We start from the raw sequence: 24,353 nt of genomic DNA, 5'->3' as shown, positions 1-24,353 counted from the left end.
GCGGTGTTCGTCGTCATTCCCGCCTTCGAGCCCGGCCCGCAGATGCCCGCCCTCGTCGCCGAACTGGTCCGCGCCGATCCCGACCTCGACGTGCTGGTCGTCGACGACGGCAGTGGTCCCGCCTTCGCGGCGGAGTTCGCCTCCGCTCGCGCGGCGGGCGCGCGCGTCCTCACGCACCCGCGCAACCGGGGTAAGGGAGCCGCGCTGAAGACGGGCTTCGCCCACATCGCCGTCCACCACCCGGATGCCGACGTCGTCACCGCCGACGCCGACGGCCAGCACACGCCCGCCGACGTGTGCCGCGTGGCCGATGCGCTCCGCCGTGACGCGGCCGACGGTCGGAGCGCGCTCGTGCTGGGCGTCCGCGGGTTCCGCGGCGAGGTGCCGTTGCGCAGCCGCCTCGGCAACGCCGCCTCGCGCGGGCTCTTCCGTCTCGCGACCGGTCGCCGGGTCTCCGATACGCAGACCGGGCTCCGCGGCATCCCGTCCGACCGCCTCGATTGGGCGGCCCGCATCCCGGGTGAGGGCTTCGAATACGAGCAGCGGATGCTGCTGCGTCTGGGCCCCGACCAGCTCGCCGCGCACGAGGTGCCCATCGACACCGTGTATCTCGACCACAACGCCTCGAGTCACTTCCGCCCGGTGCGCGATTCGCTGCGCGTGCTGTTGCCGGTGCTGCTGTTCGCGTCGTCGTCGCTCGCCGCGTTCATCGTCGACACCGTCGCCCTGCTCGTGCTGCAGGCGCTCACCGGGTGGCTCGTCCCGTCGATCATCGCGGCGCGCGTGATGTCGGCGACCGTGAACTTCGTCGTGAACCGCCGCGTGGTCTTCCGCGCACGCGGCGGTCCGATGCTCGGGCAGGCCGGGCGATACGGCGCACTGGCTCTGGCGCTGCTCGCGTCGAACATCGCGTGGATGTCGTTCCTCACCGACAACGGCTTGGCCCTCCTCCCCGCGAAGGTCGTCACCGAGGGGGTGCTGTTCGTCCTGAGCTACGGCGTGCAGCGTTCGCTCGTGTTCCCCCGGGCGGATGCCGGGGGACGGGCCGATCCGCCGATCTCGCGGCCGGGGCGATCCGCCCCCGGGTTCTGCGAGCTCGCACCGCGGGTTCCCGAGCTCGTCCCCCCCGGTCTCCGAGCCTGCCGACGGCACCGCCGCGCACCGCCCGGCCGGACGCACCGTCAGGCGTCCCGGGCCCTCCCATCCCTCTCCCCGCACCCCCTCAAGGAGTTCCTCATGACCACCACCGCCCTGATCCTCGCCGCGGTCGACCTGATCGCCGCCGTCCTGCTGAGCGCCGTCTATTTCCAGCGGCACCGGCGCCGCGACCTCGTCGTCGCCTTCCTCGGCGTCAACGTGGGCGTGCTCGCCGTGGCCTCGGTGCTCGGCACGGCCGAGGTGGCCCTCGGCCTCGGGCTGGGCCTTTTCGGCGTGCTGTCGATCATCCGCCTGCGCTCGAGCGAGATCACCCAGCGTGAAGTGGCGTACTACTTCGCCGCCCTCGCGATCGGCCTGATCTGCGGCCTCCCGCACACCGACCTCGCGACTCCCCTGCTGCTGGTCGGGCTGATCGTGGCCGTGCTCGCCGTCGCCGACCACCCGCGTCTGCTCGCCCGCGCCCGCCACCAGACCGTGCACCTCGACCGCGCCATCGCCGACGAGGCCGAGCTGCGCGGCGAGCTCGAGCGTCTGCTCGGCGGTGAGGTCACCGCGCTCACGGTGCAGCAGCTCGACCTCGTCGACGACACCACCCTGGTCGACGTGCGCTACCGCGTCGGCGCCGGCGCGGGCACGACCCGGCCGTCGGTCGACTCCGGCCTCGCCACGCAACGCGAGGCGATGCCCGCCGCCGAGCGCGACGCCCCGTTCACCCACCTGCTCGGGGGTACCCGATGATCGCCCGCGACCGCGCCGGAGCGGCCATCGCCGCCCTCCCCCCGATCGGGCTCGACGCCCTCACGACCGACGCCGCTCTGCTCACCCGCGTCGACCGCAAGTACGTCGTGCCGATCGAGGCGACGGCATCCCTCCTCCAGGATCTGCAACGCTCCTCCGGCGCGCCGGCCGCCCTCGAGATCGACGGCGAGCGAGAGCTGGCCTACCGGTCGGTGTACTTCGACACCCCCGACCTGCTCAGCTACCGCCTGGCCGCCCACGGGCGCCGTCGCCGCTTCAAGCTGCGCACGCGTACCTACGTCGACACGGGGGCGGCGTTCCTCGAGATGAAGACGCGCGGAGCGCGCGGCCTCACCCGCAAGGAGCGCGACGCGTACGACCTCGACGCCGCCGACCGCCTCACGGCGCAGGCGCGCGGCGAGGTCGCCGAGGCCCTCCGGGCGATCGGCGTCGAACCGACCCGCGCCGACGACCTCGACGCTCGCCTGCAGACGCTGTACCGGCGGACGACGCTTCTGCTCCCGGGGGAAACGCCCTCCCGCGCCACGGTCGACCTCGACCTGCGCTGGGTCGCCACCGACGGCGCGGGCTTCACGCTGCCGCGCTTCGCCATCGTCGAGACCAAGTCGCCGGGTCAGGCGGGGGCCTTCGACCGCGCCCTCTGGCGCGCCGGTCACCGTCCGCAGCGCGTGAGCAAGTACGCCACGGGCCTCGCCGCCCTCCGCTCCGACCTGCCCCGCAACCGCTGGACCCGCGTGCTATCGGGTCCCTTCGCCTCCGCCCATCCGTCTCGAAAGGACACCTCATGCGCCGCCGTCTGATCCCCCTCGCCCTTCCCCTCGCCCTCGCGGGTCTCGTCCTCGCCGGCTGCGCCGTCACCGCACAGCCGACCGGCACCGCACAGCCGACCGGCACCGCGCAGAGCACTGCCGCGTCGAGCGTCGAGACCATCGCCGACGTCGACTCCACGATTCCCGAAGCCGCCGCCGAGCTGCTCGCGGCCAACGCGGACGGCACCGTCGTGCGCGACGACGAGTGGAGCGCGGCGGATGCCGCGACGGTGACGCTCGGCGGGACCACCGCGACCAGCGACTCGGCGGGGGTGAGCGTCGACGGGTCGACCGTCACGATCACCGCGGCCGGCGTGTACCGCCTCACCGGCACCCTCGACGGGCAGGTGGTGGTCGAGGCCCCCGACGACGCGCAGGTCGTTCTCGTCCTCGACGGCGCCGACATCGAGAACGTGTCCGGTTCGGCGATCCAGGTGGTCACCGCCGACGACGTCGCGATCCATCTGGCCGCGGGTTCCACAAACACCGTCACCGCGGCCAGCTCGGCCGACGCCGAGGCGAGCGCCGCGATCTACGCCGACAGCGACCTGACCGTGTCGGGTTCCGGATCGCTCACCGTGGCCGACACGGGCAACGACGGGATCTCCGCCACCGACGACCTCGCGATCATCGCCGGCACGATCACGGTGGAGGCCGCCGACGACGCCCTCCGCGGAAAGGACTCGCTCGTGGTGGAGGACGCAACCCTCACCCTCACCGCGGGGGGCGACGCGCTCAAGAGCGACCAAGAGGAGGACGCCGCGCAGGGCTACGTCTGGATCGCGGGCGGCACGATCGACGCCACGGCGGCCGACGACGGCATCGACGCCTGGACCGACGCCCTCATCACGGGGGGCACGGTGTCGCTCGCGACCGAGGACGACGGCATCCACTCCGAAACCGCTCTCGCGATCGCGGGCGGCGACGTGACGATCAGCCGGTCGTACGAGGCGATCGAATCGGCCGACATCCGCATCGCCGGCGGGGCGATCCGCCTGACCTCGTCCGACGATGGGGTGAACGCCTCCGGTAACGCGACCTCCGCCAGCGGCATGGGGGGCGGCGGCATGCAGGACTCGGGCGAGACGGTGACCATCTCGGGCGGCACGCTCGTGGTCGACGCGGGCGGCGACGGTCTCGACTCGAACGGCACGATCGAGATGACCGGCGGTGATGTCACCGTCCTCGGTCCCACCTCGCAGAACAACGGCGCGCTCGACTCCAACGGCGGCATCGCGGTGACCGCCGGAACCCTCGTCGCGATCGGCAGCACCGGCATGGCCGAGTCGCCGCAGGAGTCATCGGCCCAGGGCTGGCTCGCCGCGACGGTGAGCGGTTCTGCCGGTTCGACGATTCAGATCCAGGATGCCGACGGCACCCTCCTCGCCGAGTACACCGCGACGAAGGCCTTCGAATCGGTCGTGTTCTCGTCGTCGGACATCACCGAAGGCGAGTCGTACACGGTGTCCGTCGACGGCACCTCGACCGCGGTGACCGCCGGCGTGGCGACCGCGGGCGGGATGGGTGGTGGCATGGGCGGACGACGCTGAGAAGTCCCGATCGACGGCCGCGCCCCGGGTTTCCCCCTCGGGGCGCGGCCGTCACGTGTGTCGGACGGACGGCGCAGCTCGCCGTCCGGCTCGAGACGCGACCCCTGACCGATGTCATGCGAGGTCGTGACACCCCGACACTGCCGCGAGGAGCGTGAAAGGACTGCGATGGGAGCATGTCCTCCCCCACGACTCCGCGTTCGCCCCTCTGGCGGCGCCCCTTCCTCGTCGTTCGCGAAGACGGTCGCGCCTGGCTGATCATCTCGGCCACGACCTACGGCCTGCTCGCGCTCGGCTTCGTCATCGGCGTGCTGTTCCCCGCCCTCCCCGCCGCCCGCGCGACGACCCTCGAAGGCGACGGCACCGGCGACCTCGTCACCGCGGTCGCGTCCTCCGCGCCTCTGTTCGCCCTCGTCATCTTCGCGGTGAACGTCCTGCGCCTGAGCCTGGTCACCATCGTCGTCCCCTCGCTCATCGTCCCCTTCGCCGGTCTCGTCCTGTTCGCGTACTGGCTCGTCGAGACCGGCATCACGCTGGTGCAGACCACGCCGGTCGGATGGGTGGCCATGATCCCGCACAGCCTCACCGTGCTGATCGAGCTCCAGGCGTACGCACTCCTGGCGCTCGGGGTCTTCCTGCTGGGTCGCGACTGGCTTCGTCCGACGCGGGTGGGGGCACCGACCCGTCGCGCGGCGTACCTGGGCGCACTGCGCCGGCTCGGCATCCTGTCCCTGCCGGCCCTGGTGCTCTTGGTCGTGGGAGCGGTGTGGGAGGCGTACTCGCTGCGCTACCTCGTGTTCCCCCTCAGCGAGGTCCTCCTGTGACCACCCCTCGTCGCCGTTCGCTGCGCGCGCGACTCGCCGAGCGGCGCGCGAGGGACGGCGACGGCCGACCCCTCGCGCCCTTCCGGTGGTGGCAGGTGCTGACCCGCTCGCAGCTCTCCCTGGAGATCCCGGATGCCGCTGACACGATGCGCACTTATACGGTCGACGTGCGGCACCTCGGAGATGCCGGGGACGGCGAGGTACGCGCGCGACTGTTCCGCGACCGCGCTCTCGCGTCCGTCTCGCGACTGCCGGCCCGGTTCGCCGTGCCCGGTGGGCACATCGAGGTCGCCACGGGCACCTTCGGGCTGAAGCGCTGTCGCTTCATCCCGACCGACGGCGCCGCGCGACAGCTCACTCCTCATCCCCGATCCGCGGAAGGCCGTCGGGCCGCTCTCGACCGGGAACACCCGCGCGCGAGCCGGGTGCTCGGCCTCCTTTCTCTGATCGTCGTCGTGGCCGGAATCTGCCTCACCGTTCCGCAGCTGGTCGAGACCGTCTCGCAGATCCCGCCGATCGCCGACACCCTCGGCACCTTCACCGCGCCGATTCATCTCCCGCCCGCGCTGAACGCGGGCGTCACCGTGCTGGTCGGGCTCGCCAGCGTGGAACGCGCCCTGCGGCTGCGGTCGTCGTGGCTCGACGACCTGGCCGGCTAGACCCGGAACCCGTGAGGGGCTGCGGCCCCCTCGTCGTCGAGGTGGAGACGCGACACCGCGATCGTGCCGGCACCTCCGCGGCATCCACCCGGCTCCACGCGAGTCGCACGACGGGCAGGTCGCGCGGTCGTGCGTCGGAGCCACCCGGCTGCACCGTGGCGCGCATGACATTCGTCACGGGCGCCTCAGCGCATCCTCCCGAGCGGTCATGACGCTGCGGCACTGCCCCCACTGCCCGGTCGCGAGTGGGATGGAGACACCGCGGAACAGGCCGCGACGTCATCCCCAGGAGCTCTCATGTCGAACCCCGTCACCGACCTCGTCCTCGGATTCCAACGCCTCGTCGCCGACGTCCCCGACCTCGTGCAGCCGCTGATCGTCGCCCTCGCGGGCGCGGTGCCGTTCATCGAGGGAGAGGGAGCCGCCGCGATCGGCATCATCGGCGGCATCCACCCCGTCGTCGCCGCGCTGGCCGGCGCGATCGGGAACCTGCTCTGCGTCGTCGTCGTCGTGCTCGCGACCTCTCGCGTGCGCACCGCCGTCACGACCCGTCGAGGCGCCTCCGAGAAGGCCCCGACCGCGCGCCGCGAGAAGTTCGAGAAGGCCTACCACCGCTACGGCACCCCCGGCGTGAGCCTGCTCGGCCCCCTTCTGCTGCCCACGCAGTTCACGGCCGCCGCGCTCACCTCGACCGGGGTCTCGCCCGCGCGCGTCATCGGGTGGCAGGCACTGGCGATCGTGCTGTGGACGGCGGGGATCACCACGATCGCGCTGGGGCTGATCCGACTGACGGCGTGAGTCCCGCGCCCGTGCGCTCCGGTCGCGGTCGGGGTGGAGGTGCGGGCGTGGGCACGGCCCGGCCGGAGCGACCACGGGGAGTTCGTGAGCGCGTCTACGGGAGAATGGGCCGGATGACGATCGAACCCGGTATCTACGAGCACTTCAAGGGCCAGCGGTACGAGGTGTTCGGAACGACGCGGCATTCCGAGACCGAGGAGGTCTTCGTGTCGTATCGCAAGCTCTACGACGACTATTCCTACTGGGTGCGGCCCATCGAGATGTTCACCGGAACGGTCGAGCGCGAGGGGTATGCGGGTCCGCGGTTCCGTCGCGTCGTCTAGTGCTTTCCCGCGCTCAGCGCCGCCGCATCTCGCGTACGAAGATCCAGATCAGCCAGAGTCCGCCCGTGATCAACGTGAGGATCACGTCGAAAAGAAAGCTGAACAGCCCGTACTTCTTGTTCTTCGCCATGCCGCGAGCCTATGAGACGCGCGTGCGCGCCCGCTGGGTCTTGGTGTTCAGCTCGTTGTGTGTATGGCGACCCGTCTTGGTCGGTCATGACGAACTGAGCAACCTCCTCAGAGCCCTGTCGTCGCTCGCGCTCCCGGGCGTAGCATCGCGGAAACGCCGGAGTCCCTCCGCGGCATCCGGTCCCTCCGTCACACCGAGAACACGGGAGTAGCAATGGACACGATGGCCATGATGAAGTCGATGGACATGGGCGAGATGACCATGGACGTGGATGCCATGCAGGAATGCATGCAGTCGCTCAACGCCTGCGCGATGGCCGCGGCGATGTGCGCCGGCAGCGACATGATGCACGGCCCCGAAATGGCGACGTGTTGCGCCATGTGCTCGAACATGGTCGAGATGGCTCAGGCGACGATGCACATGATGATGCGTCCGGCCGGGATGAACATGGACGTGATGAGCGCCATGATGACCGCCTGCATGACCATGGGCAAGGCCTGCGCCGCCGAGTGCCGCGCCCACGCCGACATGGATGAGATGTGCCGCTACTGCGCCATGGCCTGCGACGACATGGTCATGAAGTGCGAGGCCATGATGGCCTCGACGACCTCCTGAGCCCTCTTTCTTCGCGCGGCCGCTGATGTGTCGTCGGCGGCCGCTCGACTATGCCGCGCGCGCGGTCGTGAGGACCGCCGACGCGCTGAGCAGCTCCGCGACCGGGTGGTATGCGACCGGCTCCCCCACCGCGATGTCGACGGCCGGACCGACGATCCGCAGCTGAACCGAGCGGCCGTTCAGCAGCGCGACCGTCGCGGTCGAGCCGTCGGCGTCGATGACCAGGCCGTCCCACCACGCGGAGGGGTTCGAGGCTGCCATGCAGCGCTGGATCGGGTGGACTGTCGACGAGATCGTGCGGGACATGGCTTCACCTGCCTTCGGAGGAGTTGGTGAGATGAAGCTACGGGATGCCGTGGGGGCGGACGATTCGAGACGTAGCGGGGCGTAACACCCGGCTCTGAGCGGCAGGCAACGTCAAGAAGTGTCGTGCCGCGAGCCCGGGCGCCGGGCTTTGATGTGGGCGAACCACGCCCCGCCAGTGGCGCACAGCCGCACATGCCCATCAGCCTCACCCGTGTCCAGAAAAGTAGACGAACAGCCCGGGTATCGCTGACGCCAGCAGCAGAGCGATCGGAAGCCACGCCCAGAGCGATTCTCGGCATTCGCGTCGACGTGCCTTCTGGCGCCCTTCGCTCAACACACGCGACGCGGCGGAAATGTCATGACGCGGGACGTTCATCGGATCCGTGGCAGCAACATCCACGGTGTCGCTTTGACGTAATCGGTGTGACTCGCGCCGAACTCCGCGCGAAGGAGGTCTTCTTCGATCGCGATACGGACGAGCACACCCGCCACGAGTGGGGCGATGAAGAGCAGACCGAGGGCCCCACCCCCGATCAGGGCCAACCCACTAAATGCGAGCAGAAGTGCCGCGTAGCCGGGGTGCCGAACCACCGCGTACGGGCCGGATGTGATCAGGCGGGGGGCTCCATCCACCTGACGGGGCGTCAGCTGAAATCGCTCCCCGAGGACTCGCATAGAGAGGATCCGCAAGGCGACCCCGCTCGAGGTGACACCGATGCCGACCGTCGCGGCCAGCAGACTCGGCGGGGCGTGCAAAATGAGGGCGAGCAGGGGCGGTCCGACCACGGCGACGACTGTCAGCATCTGCATGAGTCGGTCTGTCGCCGCGCCCCGTGGCGAATGCGACCCACGCCGCGCCGGGGCAAACACCACCTCCGTCGAACCGAGCAGCACGAGGAGTGCCGGCCATGCAATGAGCTCAATCACGTGTTGCCTCGCGCGCGACGGCTATGAGGGACAGCAGAATGCCGACGACCGCCGGCACGATGAGTATCACGAACAACCCCCACTCTGGGTGCACGCCGAACCGACCCTCACGGTGAAAACCTGCGAAGAGTGGCAGGCCGATAAATTCTGCGGGTATGACCGCACCGTCGGACGCAGCCCGAGCCGATTCGGACACCTTCACGAATACAGCGCCGGAAATGATGATGGCGATCACCCACAGTGCGATCGAGATCAATCCCGACCAAACCATCGTGCGGCGGACTTTTCGACCAGCCTCCGTCGTCTTCATGTACTGAGGTCCCTTTCTTCTGAAATTGTTGGACGCCACCGCACGCGTTCTGCAATGACGGCCAACAGGACGGATGTCGCGAGCACGACGACGCTCAGCGCGACGAGGAGTCCCGCGCGGTCGAGGCCGAGAGGCTGGAATGTCAGGGAGAGGGCCAGGTATAGGCCGATCGATATCCCCCCGCTCAGTCCGTGGCCGAGGACATTTCGGGGGCCGACGGGCATCGACGCCCCCACGCCCACCGCGACGGCTGAGCTGACGGCCCACGTCCCTATAAGCCGCAGAATCGTCGCGGCCGGATCCGGCGAGCCGAAGACGAGTGTCACCGCAGGGGCACAGGTCGCCGCTGCCACCGCCGCCACAACGAATGATGTCGATAGCGCCCACGACGTGGGAGCCATCACCAGACGTCGTTGCACGGGGATGGAACCCGGGTAAAGTCCGCGGATTGGTCGGGCTGCAGCGACGGCGAAAATACCGACCGGAAGCAGAACGATGCTCTCAGCCTGCGCGCGAACCTCCGACGGGATCCAGAAGTAGACCACCGCGAGGAACACGTTCGTGAGGGCGGCGAGGACGACGTTCGCCCGCACGGACGGATCCCGCAGGGTGTATAGCAGCTCGCCCCAGACCCGGTGCGAGCCCATCCACCGCGCCCGGACGAGGGGCGCTCTCCCTGCGCTGCGCGAGAACAGAAAGAACGCCGCAACCACGACCGCCACCCCCATTCCTGCGACGATGATCGTCACCGCCGTTCCCGCGGTGAGGGTTCCGCGGAGCGTCTTCACCAGGGTCACCGTCAACGGCAGAGGGGCGAGAGATTCCTCATTGGACAAGGCGCGAAGGGCATAGACCGTCTGCGCGCCGAACGCGCCGGCCCAGACCAGGAGAACGGTCGGGAAGCGCACGGCATCCCATCGCGCTGAACGGAGAAGGACGGACACTCCGAGGTACGGCATGCCGATCGTGACGAGGCCGGCAGTCAGCGACATCGTCACGAACAGAAGGGTGTCGGGCAACGGACGACCGATGCTGAGCAGCGCTGCGACCGCTGGCGCCAGCGGGACGGTGACGACGAGCCCGCCGATCACGAGCGACGGGAGATGCACAAGGAACGCGGCCTCGCGCGGCCTGATGGGCAGGCCGGCCAGAGCACATTCGAGACTGCCGGAACGATCGCACGTTGCTTCCATCGCCATAACGCCCGCACCCGCGAGAAAAGCGACCACGACGCCGGCCGCGGGAGGATATAGCGAGGTCAACAGCGGATCATCGGGCGGGTGAGAGCGTATGGCGACGGTGCCGAGGGCAAGTGCTCCGGCGCCCGCGAGAAGGAGCGGTAGGTAGAGACGCCACCGAGGCCAGGTCACCTGCTGGGTGCGGGTCAGGCGGCGTAGAGCGACAGCGCCAATCCCGGGCGCCAGACGAGTGATGCGGCTCATCGCTCACTTCTCCGCGTGCGGGCGCCGGATAAGGCACTCGTTACAGCCGCCTCGACTCTCCCTCCGAGCGACGGCACAGAAGCATCGAGCACCATGCGGCCACCCTGCAACACAATTACGCGACTGGCCACGCGCGCGGCGAGATCAAGGTCGTGACTCGAGGCCAGAACGGTGACTCGCTGCTCGTGCAAACCCAGCAAGAGAGCTTCGAAGGAACGGGATGCCAAGAAATCGAGACCGATGAACGGCTCGTCGAGCACGACGAATTCCGGCTCGGGCAAGAGGGCGGCGATGATCTGCGCTTTGCGGGCTGTTCCAAGGCTCAGCGCAGAGAGAGGACGTCGGGTTTGAAGAGGGAAATCAAGCATCTGGGCATAGGTGTCGACCCGCTCATCCCACCCGTCAATGGATGCTCCACGCGCGGACTCAAAGGCGAGGCGGCAGTAATCCCAGTACTCCTCAGCCGTGAACTCTCCGAGGACATCTCGCGGAGAGTCCGTGACGTACGCCACCCGCGAGAAAAGCGCGCGCGGCCGCGAGAGTGCAGAGTCACCGAACAGTCGTACCGTGCCCGAGATCACGCGGCGATTCAGACCTAGCAGGGCCGTGATGAGCGTGGTCTTGCCGGACCCGTTTGGCCCGATGAGCGAGACGAAGTCGCCTCGGTCGATCCCGAGGTCGACAGGGCCGAGGTTGAAGCGGCCGACGCGAACGCGCAGGTCCGCGACGTCGAGAATGGTCACCGTGGACTTTTCCCGTCGGTCCGTAGTGCTCTGCCGTCACCGAAGATCGGCAACAGACCGAGGAGGTGTCCGGCTGCGATCAGGAAGCTGACGCACCCAACGCTGAGACGAACGTTGTCGACGGTTGCAATCTGCCACCCTGGCTCGAACAGATCGAGAAGGAGGGCGCCGCAGATTCCCGCTAACGCCGCGCCCGCGAACGGGCCGGAGAGGATCACGGCTTGCACGCGATCATTGGGTCCCGGCGCGAGCAAAATGGATGCTGCTCCGCGCCGCACTTGCACCCCGGTAACCGTCACGCCGAATAGTCGCGCAACCAGTAGATGAGCGAGTTCGTGAACGATCGCACTCACGAGAATGATCGCGGCCAGCGCAGCAACGATGAGCGCTAGCAGCGCCGAGCGGTCAGCTGTGAATGCGGGCGTGAGAGGTATAGAGAGGTTTGTCGCGACCACCGCAATCAAAACGATCGCGACAGCTGAGGCGGTCAGGGAGGTGAGTCCCTGCACGACCGCCCGGACGACGTTGGCCGACGTAGGCGCATAGACGCGTCGCGAAACAAGACCCGTGGTTGCAAAAGATCTCGTGGTCAACATGACGATGACGTCATAAGGCCACGCGATGAGATCTCGACCCCACTCCCGCGCGAACGACTGGTGAATCGACAGCAGGCGAAGCGCGTGCAGTCGCAGCACGAAGGCCCACATCGTTTCCTCGACCTGGGCGACTGGGGCACCGAAGAGGTGAGCCATTGCACGGGCGAGTTCTCGCGTAGTAACCAATTCGCGGCAGCTCTTCGCGACGATCTCCCCGTAGGTGTCGACGGGGTACTCGCGCCCTGCAGCATCGCGCAAGTACCCCGTCTGAACAGTCACGCCAGGTGCCAGCACGACGGCCGCCCCGGCGTGGACTGCGTAGCTGTGCATGGGTGTCAGCAGCCCCGACCCCAGTAATTGATCACAGCGTAGTAACACGAGTTGAACGAGCGGGCCCCACACACGCTGCAGATGTAGGCGACGATCCCGAGCGCGAGCCCGAGGATGGCAGCGACTGCACCGACGACGGCCCAGTCAGCTTCGACGGTGGTTCCCGGGTCCTCAGCCAGAAGCCTGGGATGGAACGAGGGGGCCGCAAATGCAGCCGCCAGATCAGAAGCGCTCCATTCTGCTTCGGACTGGATGAGGGACGTTGTGGCAGACATCTGCTTCCTCCTTTGCCTGCGGAGCCTGGTACCCCGCTTGCGGTTGAAAGCATGTAAACATGTGTACGTACTGACGGGCACCTTTTCACCCTCGCAAGCGCCAAAAATGGTCCCTAGAGAGAGCACCTTCGCCGCGCCTGCGCGGCTCCTTTCGGCCACACGCACTCACCGCGCGGAGGATGTTTCAGCTCATCGAAGCCGCGAGCACCGCCGCCAACCCCTCCCGCAGATCGCGCACGAATTCCCCCGGCATCTCCAGCGCGGGAAAGTGGCCGCCCGCCTCGGGCGGCCGCCATCGCACGATGCGGCGAAACCGTTCCTGTGCCCAAGGCAACGGATGCTTCTCGATGTCGTGCGGATAGGTGGTGAGGGCCGCAGGCACCGTCACCCTCAGGTCGGGGTCGAGCGACTGGTGACTCTCGAAGTAGATCCGCGCCGCTGATGCCCCGGTCGCCGTGAGCCAGTACAGGGTCACGTTGTCGAGGAAGCGGTCACGCGAGATGGTCTCGAACGGCGAGTCACGGGTGTCGCTCCACTCGAAGAACTTCTCGAGGACCCACGCGAGCAGCCCGACGGGCGAGTCAACCAGGGAGTACCCGATCGTCTGCGGCGCGGTCGCCATGACCCTCGCGTACGCGAGGCGGTCCTTCTCGAAGGCGCGGGTGTGCTCGACCCACTGCCGTTCGGTGGCATCGAGCACGTCGAGGCTGAGCCCGGGCGGCGCGATCGGTGTCGTCGTATGGATGCCGATGACCTGCGCCGGAAAGCGACCGCCGAGCGCGATGGTGACCGGCCCACCCCAGTCGCCCCCGTGAGCGAGGAAGCGGTCGTACCCGAGCCTGCTCATGAGCTCGACCCACGCAGCCGCGATGCGCTCGGTGCCCCATCCCTCGTCGACGGGCTTGTCGGAGAAGCCGAATCCAGGCAGCGACGGCACGACGAGGTGGAACGCCGGGTTCGCGGCATCCTGAGGCTCGGCGAGCTCGTCGATGATGTCGACGAATTCGGCGACGCTGCCCGGCCAGCCGTGGGTCAGGACGAGCGGGGTGGCGTCCGGCTGCGGCGAACGGCGGTGGAGGAAATAGATGCCGAGCCCGTCGATGACCGTGCGGAACTGGCCAATCTCGTTCAGGCGGCGTTCGAACGCCCGCCAGTCGTACCCGGTCCGCCAGTACTCGATCAGCTCGACGATGTCGGCGAGGGGCGGGCCTTGCTCCCACCGATCGCGCCCCTGCGCGTCGCGGGGTGTCGTCGCAGGTTCGGGCAGTCGCGTCGAGGCCAGGCGCGCACGCAGCTCTTCGAGATCCTCACTGCTGACGCGCGCCTCGAAGGGCTCAATGCGGTCGTCGGTGGTCTGGTCGGTCATCGCTGCCCCTCATCGCCCGGCGTGGAACCGGCTGTGACGGTTCTAGCATCCGAGATGCTTCTTACGGAACCACCTATGCTGGTTCCATGCCCGATCGCGATCCGGAGTTCCGGTATGGTTCCGTGCTCGCCACCACCTTCACGGGGACCCTCACGGAGCGCCTCGGCACGCCCGCGGAGCGCATCCCCACCCCTGCGCGCCTCGCGGATTGGCTGCGCGAGATGGGCCTTGCGGTTGACGCGTGCTCAGCCCACGACCTCGCCGCCGCGGTAGAGCTACGCGAGGCGATCCACGTGGCGGCAACCGCTCGGGCCGTCGGCCAGCCACGACCCCGTGAGGCAGTCGAGGTCATCAACGGTTTCAGCGCACGTGGCGGCGCTGTGGCTGTGCTCGACGAGGACGGTCACCGGCGTTGGCTCCTCGGGCAGCCCGCCACCGTCGCGGCGGCCCTCGGGGTCGTAGCGGCCGACGCGATCGAGATCCTCGCCGGAGTGCGTCCCGGCACCCTCGCTCTCTGCGCCTCCCCCACCTGTCGCGCGGCGTTCTTCGACACCAGTCGCGGCCGCACGCGCCGGTGGTGCGACATGAACACGTGCGGGAATCACGAGAAGAAGACGCGGTTGAAGGCGCGGCGGGGGTAGCACGGGATAGGCGGTCACTCTTCTCCGAAGACGGGATCGAGAATGGCAGCAACGCGAAGGATCTGATCGTCGAGGCTCTCCTCGCTCACGCCTTCGAGCCGCTCTTTTCGTCGCCAGGCGGCCCACTTGCGCTGGCTGACAGCACCGTATCCCTCAAGGACGGGTCCGATCACCTGCAGATCGACACCTCGGTGCGACGCCACAGCTCGAGCAGACTCGCGCAGCAGGGCGGGGTCGACGCCCGCTACACCGAGAGTCACGATGTCGACGTAGTCGCGCCAGCGAGTGCTCGTGACCCCCCTCTCCAGGATCGTCACGCCTTTTTCCGCGATCGTCGACTCCGGCGCGTACCCCAGGAGCCTGATGGGCTCTCCCAGAAGACGAGGCAGTGTCACCCAGCGCGGCGCAGGGACGATGGGATCGCCCGCCGACACGTCCCACGCGATGACTCCCCGCCAGCTCCCCACACGCGCCTTGAGACGAAGCCGGATGCCGGGGTAGGTCGCGTCATCGCGAATGTCCGTCACCACCAGACTGTCGAGCAGAAACTCGACGCCGTCGTCGGCTTCGACGGCGGCAACGTCGCGGACGACCCGGTGAAGATGCGTCGGGTGTGACATCAGCAGCGATCGCGTTCGAGTCGGCGTCCCTGGTGGAACGGCGGACGCCATATGCACCGAGCAGGAGCCCACCCTTAGGACCAGATCCTCCGCATGCGGCGTCCGCGTGAGCCTCGCGAGAAAGGACTCGAGCGCGTGCCTGAGGAGATACTCCTGCGTTGCCACGGGGGCGCCGTTCGCGGCGCCCGAACGGGCGAGCGCCCGGATTGTTCGGAAGGTCTCGACGCCGCTCACGTCGGGATGCCGCGCACCGGCGCGGAGCTGACCCTGCTGTTCGAGCGCGACTCGGAGCTGCCCGCCGACCGCTCGTCGCTGCTGCGGCTCGACGCGCCCGACGCGGGTATGGCCGTCGTCGCCGACCCCTTCGCTGCGGACGCCACCGTCTGCTGGTGCAACGGCGTGAGCGCCGGGGCGATCCGCGAGGCCGCCTCGGCCGCAGAACCCACCGTCGCCTGCGTGAAAGCGGCCACCCGCGCCGGCACCGGCTGCGGCGGGTGCGTGGGCCGGATCACCGAGCTGCTCGCGCGCGAGGTCGTGCCGGCCTGAGGCTGCGGGGCTCCCCGGCCATGCCGTGGCGGCTGTACAGTTCACGCGTGCCTCCCATCGAGTCCCTCCTGGCGTTCGTCGCCGCGTCGGTCGTGCTGATCGTCATCCCGGGACCGGGCGTGCTCTTCGTGATCGGTCGCTCCATCGCGCTCGGGCGGCGCGCCGGGCTGCTCAGCGTCCTGGGCAACTCGATCGGCAACATCCCCGCGATCCTCGCCACGGCCTTCGGCGTCGGCGCCCTCGTGGCATCGTCGATCGTCGCGTTCACCGTGCTCAAGGTCGTCGGGGCCGCGTACCTCGTGTGGCTCGGCATCCAGGCCATCCGTCACCGCCGCGACCACGCGGCCGGGCCCTCGCGCGCGCCCGCCTCGCGGTGGACGCTGCTGCGGCAGGGCTTCGTGGTCGGTGTGACCAACCCCAAGACGATCGCGTTCTTCGTCGCCGTGCTGCCCCAGTTCGTCGACCCGCACGCCGGAGCCGTCTGGCTGCAGCTGCTGGTGCTGGGCCTGATCTTCCAGGTGCTCGCCGTGATCTGCGACTCGGTCTGGGCCCTCGCCGCGGGGACCGCGCGCACGTGGTTCGCCGGGTCGCCGAAGCGCCTGTCGACCCTGTCGGGCACGGGCGGGCTGATGATGATCGGCCTGGGCGGCGCGCTCGCGCTCACCGGCGCGAAGAGCTGACCGGCGCGCGGGTCAGCGCACGCCCAGATCGGCGGATGCCGCGCCCTCGAGCCGCGTGCCGTCGGGCGCGAAGCGTGAGCCGTCGACGGGGCTGTCCCACGACCGCTCGGCGTCGTTCCACGTCAGCGGCGCGGGTGCCACGATCGCGCGCGTGCGCCCGTCGATCGTCGACACCGCCGCCGTCCGCAGCCCCTGGCGCGAGACGACACCGGCGCCCTCGGCGGGGCGCTTCACCGGTGCCGGAGCCGCGGCGGCGAGCGCACCCGCGGCCACCCCGGCCCGCCGGGTCGCCTCGCCGATCCCCCGGCCGAGATCGGCGGGCACCGTGAGCCGCGTGCCGATCGTGCGCATCCATTCCGGGCGCTTCGCCCGCGCGACGCCGCGGATCTCGTCGCTCAGGCGCATCGCCGCGGCCGGCGCGTTCGTCATGCCCCAGCCGGCGTACCCGGTCGCGAAGCGCAGGCGGCCGAGGCCCCGCGGCATCCCCCCGACGAAGGGGACCAGGTTGTGCGACTGGTAGTCCTGCCCCGACCACCGCGCGATCTCGGCCCCCACGGGCAGCGTTCGGCGCGCCCACGCGGCCAGTCCCTCGGCGAGCGCGACCTCGGACCGCGCCGATCCGACGGGATGCCGTGCCCCGGTCACGATCAGCGCCGGACGCCCGAGCGACGACGGCGCGGCGACGACGCTGCGCCCCTCGACGCCGACCTCGCTCCACATGCCGCCGGGGGCCTCGGCGTCCCCCTCCAGCGCGAAGGCGATCGCCCACGAGCGCAGAGCGCGGGTCTTGAGGTCGTACAGGCCGCGGCGGGTGATCGGGGTGCCGGTGGCGAGCACGACCGTATCGCCGCGCAGCGGGCCGTGGGACGTCTCGACGCGACCGGTGGGCAGCGCGTGCACGTCGGTGACGCGGACGCCGGTGTGCAGCACCGCCCCCGCGGCGACGGCGGCCTTCGCGAGCGTCGACACCAGCACGGCCGGTTCGAGGGCGAGCTGGTCGTCGAGGGCGATCGCGCGGACCGGGGTGCGTCCGCCCAGGTCGCCCGGATCGTCGGTGCGGACCTCGAGACCGGCCTCGCGCGCGGCGTCGCGGACGGCGTCGAGCGCGGGGTCCGAGGCCAGGCCCCGACCGAAGGTGAACGCCGTTCGGCGGTCGGCCGTCGCCCCCGCGCGCTCGGCGAGCCAGTCGAGACCGGCGCGGTTGGCATCCACGTACGCGCGCACCAGGGCAGCGGGGTGGTGACGGCGCAGGGATGCCAGGGTCGTCCCCTGCAGAAGGGATGCCATCCCCACCGACGCTCCGGATGCCCCGCTGCCCACCTCGCCGGCCTCGACCACGGCGACGTCGACGCCGGCCTCGGCGAGCATCACCGCGGTCGAGAGGCCCGTCAGGCCGGCGCCGACGATGACGACGTCGTGGTGCGCGCCCGCCTCGAACGGGGTGGTGTCGACGGACGGGTGGTCGCGGGTCCACAGCGAGGAGGTCATGCGTCCATCCCACCGCGGGCGTCCGTGCCGTGGCATCCGCTTGCCCCGTCGGTCACGATCGTCTACCGGAGCCCGCGGATCCCCCTCGCGACCGGGCCCCGCCTGGATAGGCTCTGGTCGTGACCGACAGCGCCGCTTCCTCCAGCCGCACGGCGGTGGTGGGCGCCGCGATCGACCTCTTCGTCGCGCACGGCTACGACCAGACCTCGGTCGAGCAGATCGCTCACGCGGCGGGGGTGTCGCGCTCGACATTCTTCCGGCAGTTCGGCGGGAAGGAGGACGTCGTCTTCGCCGACCACGAGGTGCTGCTCGCCGAGACCCGCGCGTTCCTGTCGCAGTCGCACGACGACCCGTGGTCCGCGGTGTGCGAGGCGTCGGTGCGGGTGTTCCGCCATTTCGCCGCCGACCCCGAGCTCGCGCGCCGACGGTACAAGATCGTGCGCGAGATCCCCGGCCTGCGCGACCGCGAGATCGTCACGGTGTTCCGCTACGAACGCCTCTTCGACGAGTACCTGCGCGAAGCGCTGCCCGGCCTCGACCCCCTGGATGCCGTCGGCTTCGCCGCCCTGGTGACCGCGGTGCACAACCACGTGCTGCGGCGATTGATGCGCGGCGCCCGGGTGCCGGCATCCGTTCTGCGTCGGGCACTGGACGACGCTCTGCGTCGATACGGCGTTCATCCCGACGGCGACGACGCGGCCGGCGACGACCTGGTCATCGCGGCGTTCCCCCGGCGCATGCCGGCCGCCGAGGTGACGCGGCGCCTGCGCTCCTCGCTCGGCGAATAGTCCGGCCGCGCTCCCGCGCGTCATCCCGCCCATTCGCTGCGCCCACCGCGCCGTGGTGTGGCTCCGACCGCGGTCGAGTGTCCACGACACGCCGCCCGGGCGGCGGCGCGCTCGGCGTTTCTCGGACACTCAACGGCCGGGGAGGGCGGGGGGGGCGGGCGCCGGAGCCGGGGGCGGAGGCGGGCGCCGGGGCCGGGGGCGGGCGCCGGGGCCGGAGGCGGGCGCCGGGGCCGGGGGGCGAAGGCGGGCGCCGGGGCCGCGGGCCGGGGCCGGGGGGCGGGGGCCGGGGGGCGAAGGCGGGCGCCGGGGCCGCGGGCCGGGGCCGGGGGGCGGGGGCCGGGGGCCGGGGCGGGCGCCGGGGGCCGGGGCGGGCGCCGGGCGCGCACGCCGCGCGGCGCGCGGCCGGGGATCCCCTGCGACTCGCACAAGTCTGCGTGACACCGAGTACCAGCATGCGCGATACTGAAGACCATGACCATCGATGCCGACGCCCGCGCGCTCCCCGGCGAGCGCATCGCCCGCTACGACCTGCTGGGCCGCCGCGACACCGACTACTACGGAGTGTTCGCCGACATCCCCGACGCCGACCGTGCGATCTGGGACCGCGCCAAGGCGTTCGCCGACGAGGTGGGCACCCGCATGCAGGGCGAATGGGATGCCGCGACCTACCCGGTCGAGCTGCTGCAGCGCATGGGAGAACTCGAGCTGTTCACCGACGGCATCGAGCACGCCGAGCTCCCGTACACCTCTCCGCTCGCCGCGGGCCTGGTCAACATGGAGATCTCGCGGCACGACGGCTCGCTCGCCACGGCCCTCGCCGTGCAGGGCGGACTCGCCCTGCGCACCCTCGCCTTCTACGGCTCACCCGAGCAGCAGCAGCGCTGGCTCCAGCCGCTCGCCGACGGCACGGTCCCGGGCGCCTTCGCGCTGACCGAACCCGACCACGGGTCCGACTCGGTCTCGCTCGAGACGACCGCGACGCGCACCGCCGACGGCTGGTCGCTCCGCGGGAGCAAGAAGTGGATCGGCAACGGCGCCTCCGGCGGCATCACCTTCGTCTGGGCACGGGTGGACCACGAGGGCGGCGAGGATCACGGCGACGTCCGCTGCTTCCTCGTCGAGCAGGACACCCCGGGCTACACCGGCACCGTGATCACCGGAAAGGTGTCGCTGCGCGGCATCCACCAAGCCCACATCGCGATGGATGACGTGCGCCTGCCCGCCGACGCCGTGCTGCCGGGAACGCACACCTTCAAGGACGCCTCGGTCGTGCTGTTCGCCACGCGATCGGGTGTGGCCTGGTCGGCGCTCGGTCACGCGACGGCGTGCTACGAGATCGCCCGTACCTACGCCACCGAGCGGACGCAGTTCGGTAAGCCCCTCGCGAAGTTCCAGATGGTGCAGGAACGGCTCACGCAGATGCTCGATGAGCTGACCGCGATGCAGCTGTACTGCCGCCGCCTCGCCGACCTCGAGACCACCGGCGGCCTCCGCCCCACGCAGGCCTCGCTGGCGAAGTACCACAACACGCGCGCCGCGCGCCGCGTGGCGCAGATCGCGCGCGACCTGCTGGGCGGCAACGGCATCCTGCTCGAGAACGGGGTCATGCAGCACATGGCCGACATCGAAGCGATCCACACGTACGAGGGCACCGAGAGCGTCCAGGCGCTCCTGCTGGGCCGCGACATCACCGGCATGAGCGCCTTCGTCTGAGCCCCGCCGAGACGGCGACGGCGACCTAATCCGCAGCCGGAGGCGGCGCAACCCACGCGGGCGATGTCGGTCCCGGACGCTAACGTCATCGCATGGGCCTGTTCTCTCGTCATCCCGCGCCGCGCGACGCCATCGCGTCGGTCGCCGAGGCCATCCAGCCGCCGCCCAAGAGCCTGTGGGCGGACGGGTTCGGGCGCCTCGCCGTCCGCGCGGTGCAGATCATCATCGTCGTCCTGCTCGTCGCGGGGCTGATCTGGGGCATCCGCCAGGTCTCACTCGTCGTCATCCCGCTCGTGCTGGCGCTGATCTTCGCGTCCGCGTTCGGTCCGTTCACGATGTGGATGCGCCGCAAGGGCGTCCCCGCGGTGCTCGCCACCGTGCTGACGCTGCTCGCCGTCGTCATCGTTCTCGCCGCCCTCGGATGGTTGGTCGTCAACGCCGTCATCAACCAGTGGGACACCCTGAGTTCACAGGCCGTCGAGGGATTCCAGAAGGCACAGGACTGGTACCACACGCTCCCGTTCGCCATCTCCCCCGACCAGATCGATCAGGCCGTACAGGCGGTCGGCGACTTCGTCACCAGCGCCCAGTTCGGCAGCGGCGCCCTCGCGGGGGTCAGTGCCGTGGCGTCGTTCCTCACGGGCTTCGTACTGATGGTGGTCATCCTCTTCTTCTTCCTCAAAGACGGCCCCGGTATGTGGGAGTTCGTCCTGCGCCCCTTCCGCGGCAGCGACTACGAGCGCGGCCGCCGCATCGGCGACAAGACGGTCACCGTCCTCGGCGCGTACATCCGCGGGACCGCCTCGGTGGCCGCGGTCGATGCCATCGGCATCGGTGTGGGCCTCGCGATCCTGCAGGTCCCGCTGGCCCTGCCCCTCGCCGTGCTGGTCTTCCTGCTCGCCTTCATCCCGATCGTCGGCGCGGTCACCGCCGGCATCCTGGCCGCCCTCGTCGCGCTCGTCACCAACGGCTGGGTCGTGGCACTCATCGTGGTCGGCATCGTCGTCCTGGTGAACCAGCTCGAAGGCAACTTCCTTCAGCCCGTGCTCATGGGCCGGAGCATGAAGCTGCACTCGTTCGTCGTGCTGGTCGTGCTCGCCGGCGGCACCGCGATCGGCGGCATCCTGGGCACCCTGTTGGCCGTGCCGCTGACGGCGGTCGTGTGGGGCATCGTCACGGTCTGGAACGGCCCTGACAAGCCCGCCGAATGGGCGCGGCGCAAGAAGCGCTCGAACCCCGTGCCCCTCGCGGGCGGCGAGAGCTGACGCCCGTGCCCTACGACATCCCCGCGCCGATGCTGGCGAAGTCGGTGCCCGAGATCCCCGACCACGCCAAGGTCGCCGGGGGCTTCAGCTACGAGCCGAAGTGGGACGGCTTCCGGGCACTCGTGTCGTGGGATGGAACGGACGTCGAGATCGGCAGCCGGGGGGCGAAGCCCCTCACCCGTTACTTCCCCGAGCTCGTCGCCGCGTTCACCGAGCTGCTGCCCGAACCATGCCTGATCGACGGCGAGGTGGTCGTCGCCCGCGGCGAGGACGGCGCGCAACGCCTCGACTGGGAGGCCCTGTCGCAGCGCATCCACCCCGCGGCATCCCGGGTGAACCTGCTCGCCGAGGAGACCCCGGCGATGTTCATCGCCTTCGACCTGCTCGCCCGCGGCGAGCACGACCTGCAGGGTGAGTCGTTCGCCGATCGACGCGTGCAACTCGTCGACCTGCTCGGTGACGTGCCCCACCCGGTCCACGTCACCCGCACGACCGACGACGCCGATCTCGCGCGCCGGTGGCTCGCCGAGTTCGAGGGCGCCGGTCTCGACGGGGTGATCGCCAAGCCGCTCGCCCAGCCGTACGCACCGAACAAGCGCACGATGTTCAAGATCAAGCACGCCCGCACCGCCGATGTCGTGCTGCTGGGCTACCGCATCCACAAGTCGGGCGAGGGCGTCGGGTCGCTCCTGCTCGGCCTGTACGACGACGACGGGCGCCTGCACGGTGTGGGCGGCGCCTCGGCATTCACCGACACGCGTCGTCGCGAACTGATCGACGAACTCGAGCCGTACGTCGAGCGCGACGACGAGGGCGCCGCGATCATCGGCGAGACCGACCGTTCGCGCTTCTCGGCATCGAAGGACGTGTCATTCGTGCGCCTCCGCCCTGAACGCGTGCTCGAGGTGCGTTACGACCAGCTCGAGGGCATGCGCTTCCGCCACACGGTACAGTTCGACCGGTGGCGCCCCGACCGCGACGCCCGCTCGTGCACCTTCTCGCAGCTCGAGACCGTCGCGTCGTACGACCTCGGCGACGTGCTGGACTGACCGCCCGGCGCGCGATCGCGGGGCAGGGCGGTGTCGTCGTACCGCCGGATCACCTCGACCAACGTCACGCGCCCTCGTCACGAGAACAGGCTGCGTCATCGAGAACAGGACGCCAGCGGACGAAACCCCCTGTTCTCACGGCATCCCCTGTTCTCGTGACACCCTTACCGCCGCGCAGCCGCGACCCGCCCGCACCCGCCCGGCCGCGCCCGGTCCCCACCCGCGCCCTCGTCACGAGAACAGGCCACGTCATCGAGAACAGGACGCCAGCGGACGAAACCCCCTGTTCTCATGGCATCCCCTGTTCTCGTGACATCGGACCGCTGCGCACCCGCGACCCGCGCCCACCCGGCCGCGCCCGGTCCCCACCCGCGCCCGGTCCCCACACGCGCCCTCGTCACGAGAACAGGCCACGTCATCGAGAACAGGACGCCAGCGGACGAAAGCCCCTGTTCTCATGACATCCCCTGTTCTCGTGACATCGGACCGCTGCGCACCCGCGACCCGCGCTCACCCGGCCGCGCCCGCGCCGCGTTCCGTGCCCCGCGCCCGCGCCGCGTTCCGTGCCCCGCCCCCGCACCTGCCTAGGGCGCCGGGTTCCTCGCCCGCGAGGGCTGCACCCGGGGCGGTTCGCCCGGCATCTTCGGGAACTCGGGCGGGAACGGCAGCTCCCCCAGCCCGTTCTCGACGTCGCGCTGCCACCACTGCAAGAGCGTGTCGACGCGTCCGGGCTGCGACGCGAAGCCCTCCCACGGATCGCCGACGGATGCCAGGCGCCCGGGCAGCGAGCGCACCGTGAACGCGCCCGGGTCGAGGCCGTCCAGCTCGTCCCAGCCGACCGGCGTCGAGACGGTCGCGCTCGGCAGGGCCCGTGGCGAGTACGCGCCGGCCATGGTGCGGTCTCGATTCGCCTGGTTGAAGTCGACGAAGACGCGCTGACCGCGCTCCTCCTTCCACCAGCTGGTGGTCACGGCATCCGGCATCCGCCTCTCCAGCTCGCGCGCTGCGGCGATGACCGCATGCCGTACGTCGAGGAACTCGTGCGTCGGCTCGATCGGGCAGAACACGTGCAGGCCGCGATTGCCGCTGGTCTTGATCCACGCCTCCAGGCCCGCCTCGCGCAGCACGGCCCGCAGCCCGTGCGCCGCAACGACGGCCTCGACGATGCCGGTGCCCGGCTGCGGATCGAGGTCGATGCGCAGCTCGACCGGGTGATCGGCATCCGTCGCGAGCGAGGCCCACGGATGGAACACGATCGTGTTCATCTGCGCGGCCCACACGGCCGATGCGATCTCGCCGAGGAAGAGCTGCGGATGCCGCCGCCCACTGTTGTACGTCACCGTCACCGCCTCGACGAACGACGGCGCCCCCCTCGGCGGGTTCTTCGAGAAGAAGGCCTCGCCGCCGACGCCCTCGGGAAAGCGTTCGAGCGACACCGGCCGATGCCCGTTCGCCGCGATGAAGGGGTCGGCGACGGCGATGAGGTACTCCGCCAGCTCGCGCTTGGTGATGCCCAGCTCGGGCCACAGCAGGCGATCCGGGTTCGAGATGCCCACCTCGCGGTCGCCGTCGGGTCCCGGTACGGTCAACGTGATGCGGGGGGATGCCATGACCCGACGCTAACGCGCGCCCGCCGTCGTGTC

At 70.2% G+C, this 24,353-nt stretch carries 25 protein-coding genes; 15 read left to right on the top strand and 10 right to left on the bottom strand.

Annotation, left to right across the window (positions count from 1 at the left end):
• Positions 1 to 3 precede the first annotated feature (3 nt).
• The 8 genes from ACIPVB_RS05470 to ACIPVB_RS05435 all read left to right on the top strand — a co-directional run bounded on the left by ACIPVB_RS05470 (position 4) and on the right by ACIPVB_RS05435 (position 7,625).
• Positions 4 to 1,896 (top strand): DUF4956 domain-containing protein, encoded by a 1,893-nt coding sequence (locus tag ACIPVB_RS05470; RefSeq protein ID WP_400367505.1) that lies wholly within the window; start codon positions 4 to 6, stop codon positions 1,894 to 1,896.
• Entirely contained in the window at positions 1,893 to 2,717 is an 825-nt protein-coding gene (locus ACIPVB_RS05465; protein ID WP_400367504.1) for a polyphosphate polymerase domain-containing protein, read from the top strand. Before ACIPVB_RS05470 ends, ACIPVB_RS05465 begins: the two co-directional genes overlap by 4 nt.
• On the top strand, positions 2,702 to 4,276 hold the full coding sequence (locus tag ACIPVB_RS05460) for a carbohydrate-binding domain-containing protein (protein ID WP_400367503.1): 1,575 nt from the start codon (positions 2,702 to 2,704) through the stop codon (positions 4,274 to 4,276). Before ACIPVB_RS05465 ends, ACIPVB_RS05460 begins: the two co-directional genes overlap by 16 nt.
• Positions 4,277 to 4,452: 176 nt before the next feature.
• Entirely contained in the window at positions 4,453 to 5,100 is a 648-nt protein-coding gene (locus tag ACIPVB_RS05455; RefSeq protein ID WP_400367502.1) for a hypothetical protein, read from the top strand.
• A complete protein-coding gene (locus ACIPVB_RS05450) occupies positions 5,097 to 5,759 on the top strand; it encodes a hypothetical protein (RefSeq protein ID WP_400367501.1) in 663 nt (220 codons plus the stop codon). Before ACIPVB_RS05455 ends, ACIPVB_RS05450 begins: the two co-directional genes overlap by 4 nt.
• A gap of 297 nt (positions 5,760 to 6,056) precedes the next feature.
• Positions 6,057 to 6,557 carry a small multidrug efflux protein gene (locus ACIPVB_RS05445; protein WP_400367500.1) on the top strand — a complete coding sequence of 167 codons (501 nt, stop codon included), beginning with the start codon at positions 6,057 to 6,059 and terminating at the stop codon, positions 6,555 to 6,557.
• A gap of 113 nt (positions 6,558 to 6,670) precedes the next feature.
• Positions 6,671 to 6,880, top strand: a complete 210-nt coding sequence (locus ACIPVB_RS05440; RefSeq protein ID WP_400367499.1) for a DUF1653 domain-containing protein — start codon at positions 6,671 to 6,673, stop codon at positions 6,878 to 6,880.
• A gap of 391 nt (positions 6,881 to 7,271) precedes the next feature.
• Positions 7,272 to 7,625 (top strand): aldehyde dehydrogenase, encoded by a 354-nt coding sequence (locus ACIPVB_RS05435; RefSeq protein WP_400368189.1) that lies wholly within the window; start codon positions 7,272 to 7,274, stop codon positions 7,623 to 7,625.
• 48 nt (positions 7,626 to 7,673) lie between these two features.
• On the opposite strand, the gene ACIPVB_RS05430 is transcribed toward ACIPVB_RS05435, so the two are convergent.
• From ACIPVB_RS05430 to ACIPVB_RS05400, 7 genes are all read right to left on the bottom strand, one after another.
• Complete coding sequence (locus tag ACIPVB_RS05430) at positions 7,674 to 7,931, bottom strand: nuclease (RefSeq protein ID WP_400367498.1); 258 nt, start codon at positions 7,929 to 7,931, stop codon at positions 7,674 to 7,676.
• 372 nt (positions 7,932 to 8,303) lie between these two features.
• Positions 8,304 to 8,741 (bottom strand): methyltransferase family protein, encoded by a 438-nt coding sequence (locus ACIPVB_RS05425; protein ID WP_400367497.1) that lies wholly within the window; start codon positions 8,739 to 8,741, stop codon positions 8,304 to 8,306.
• Between the two features lie 109 nt (positions 8,742 to 8,850).
• Positions 8,851 to 9,168, bottom strand: a complete 318-nt coding sequence (locus ACIPVB_RS05420; RefSeq protein ID WP_400367496.1) for a transcriptional regulator — start codon at positions 9,166 to 9,168, stop codon at positions 8,851 to 8,853.
• Positions 9,165 to 10,610, bottom strand: coding sequence for a hypothetical protein (locus ACIPVB_RS05415; RefSeq protein ID WP_400367495.1), 1,446 nt, complete (start codon positions 10,608 to 10,610; stop codon positions 9,165 to 9,167). The genes ACIPVB_RS05420 and ACIPVB_RS05415 overlap by 4 nt, the downstream gene beginning before the upstream one ends.
• Entirely contained in the window at positions 10,607 to 11,353 is a 747-nt protein-coding gene (locus tag ACIPVB_RS05410) for an ATP-binding cassette domain-containing protein (RefSeq protein WP_400367494.1), read from the bottom strand. The genes ACIPVB_RS05415 and ACIPVB_RS05410 overlap by 4 nt, the downstream gene beginning before the upstream one ends.
• Positions 11,350 to 12,279 (bottom strand): hypothetical protein, encoded by a 930-nt coding sequence (locus tag ACIPVB_RS05405; RefSeq protein ID WP_400367493.1) that lies wholly within the window; start codon positions 12,277 to 12,279, stop codon positions 11,350 to 11,352. Before ACIPVB_RS05405 ends, ACIPVB_RS05410 begins: the two co-directional genes overlap by 4 nt.
• 459 nt (positions 12,280 to 12,738) lie before the next feature.
• Positions 12,739 to 13,920, bottom strand: a complete 1,182-nt coding sequence (locus tag ACIPVB_RS05400; protein WP_400367492.1) for an epoxide hydrolase family protein — start codon at positions 13,918 to 13,920, stop codon at positions 12,739 to 12,741.
• Positions 13,921 to 14,006: 86 nt separating this feature from the next.
• Between ACIPVB_RS05400 and ACIPVB_RS05395 the strand changes: the two genes are divergently transcribed.
• Positions 14,007 to 14,561: a CGNR zinc finger domain-containing protein gene (locus ACIPVB_RS05395; RefSeq protein ID WP_400367491.1), complete on the top strand. Its 555-nt coding sequence runs from the start codon at positions 14,007 to 14,009 to the stop codon at positions 14,559 to 14,561.
• A 14-nt stretch (positions 14,562 to 14,575) separates the two neighbouring features.
• Here the strand turns inward: ACIPVB_RS05395 and ACIPVB_RS05390 are convergent, their stop codons facing one another.
• Entirely contained in the window at positions 14,576 to 15,415 is an 840-nt protein-coding gene (locus ACIPVB_RS05390; protein WP_400367490.1) for a nucleotidyl transferase AbiEii/AbiGii toxin family protein, read from the bottom strand.
• Positions 15,416 to 15,421: 6 nt separating this feature from the next.
• Between ACIPVB_RS05390 and ACIPVB_RS05385 the strand changes: the two genes are divergently transcribed.
• Together ACIPVB_RS05385 and ACIPVB_RS05380 are read left to right on the top strand one after the other, a co-directional pair.
• Entirely contained in the window at positions 15,422 to 15,727 is a 306-nt protein-coding gene (locus tag ACIPVB_RS05385) for a (2Fe-2S)-binding protein (RefSeq protein ID WP_400367489.1), read from the top strand.
• A 47-nt stretch (positions 15,728 to 15,774) separates the two neighbouring features.
• Positions 15,775 to 16,407 carry a LysE family translocator gene (locus ACIPVB_RS05380; RefSeq protein ID WP_400367488.1) on the top strand — a complete coding sequence of 211 codons (633 nt, stop codon included), beginning with the start codon at positions 15,775 to 15,777 and terminating at the stop codon, positions 16,405 to 16,407.
• Between the two features lie 12 nt (positions 16,408 to 16,419).
• Here the strand turns inward: ACIPVB_RS05380 and ACIPVB_RS05375 are convergent, their stop codons facing one another.
• Positions 16,420 to 17,895, bottom strand: coding sequence for an FAD-dependent oxidoreductase (locus tag ACIPVB_RS05375; RefSeq protein WP_400367487.1), 1,476 nt, complete (start codon positions 17,893 to 17,895; stop codon positions 16,420 to 16,422).
• Positions 17,896 to 18,014: 119 nt separating this feature from the next.
• On the opposite strand from ACIPVB_RS05375, the gene ACIPVB_RS05370 reads away from it, so the two are divergent.
• From ACIPVB_RS05370 to ACIPVB_RS05355, 4 genes are all read left to right on the top strand, one after another.
• On the top strand, positions 18,015 to 18,683 hold the full coding sequence (locus ACIPVB_RS05370) for a TetR/AcrR family transcriptional regulator (protein ID WP_400367486.1): 669 nt from the start codon (positions 18,015 to 18,017) through the stop codon (positions 18,681 to 18,683).
• Positions 18,684 to 19,154: 471 nt separating this feature from the next.
• Positions 19,155 to 20,396, top strand: coding sequence for an acyl-CoA dehydrogenase family protein (locus ACIPVB_RS05365; protein ID WP_400367485.1), 1,242 nt, complete (start codon positions 19,155 to 19,157; stop codon positions 20,394 to 20,396).
• Between the two features lie 92 nt (positions 20,397 to 20,488).
• On the top strand, positions 20,489 to 21,661 hold the full coding sequence (locus tag ACIPVB_RS05360; protein ID WP_400367484.1) for an AI-2E family transporter: 1,173 nt from the start codon (positions 20,489 to 20,491) through the stop codon (positions 21,659 to 21,661).
• A 5-nt stretch (positions 21,662 to 21,666) separates the two neighbouring features.
• Positions 21,667 to 22,710 carry an ATP-dependent DNA ligase gene (locus ACIPVB_RS05355; RefSeq protein WP_400367483.1) on the top strand — a complete coding sequence of 348 codons (1,044 nt, stop codon included), beginning with the start codon at positions 21,667 to 21,669 and terminating at the stop codon, positions 22,708 to 22,710.
• Positions 22,711 to 23,294: 584 nt separating this feature from the next.
• Here ACIPVB_RS05355 and ligD read toward each other — a convergent pair.
• On the bottom strand, positions 23,295 to 24,320 hold the full coding sequence (ligD, locus tag ACIPVB_RS05350; RefSeq protein WP_400367482.1) for a non-homologous end-joining DNA ligase: 1,026 nt from the start codon (positions 24,318 to 24,320) through the stop codon (positions 23,295 to 23,297).
• Between the last annotated feature and the right edge of the window lie 33 nt (positions 24,321 to 24,353).

Source organism: Microbacterium sp. NPDC090007 (assembly GCF_044748345.1).
Taxonomy (GTDB): domain Bacteria; phylum Actinomycetota; class Actinomycetes; order Actinomycetales; family Microbacteriaceae; genus Microbacterium.
This window is presented reverse-complemented; position numbering and strand designations above follow the sequence as displayed.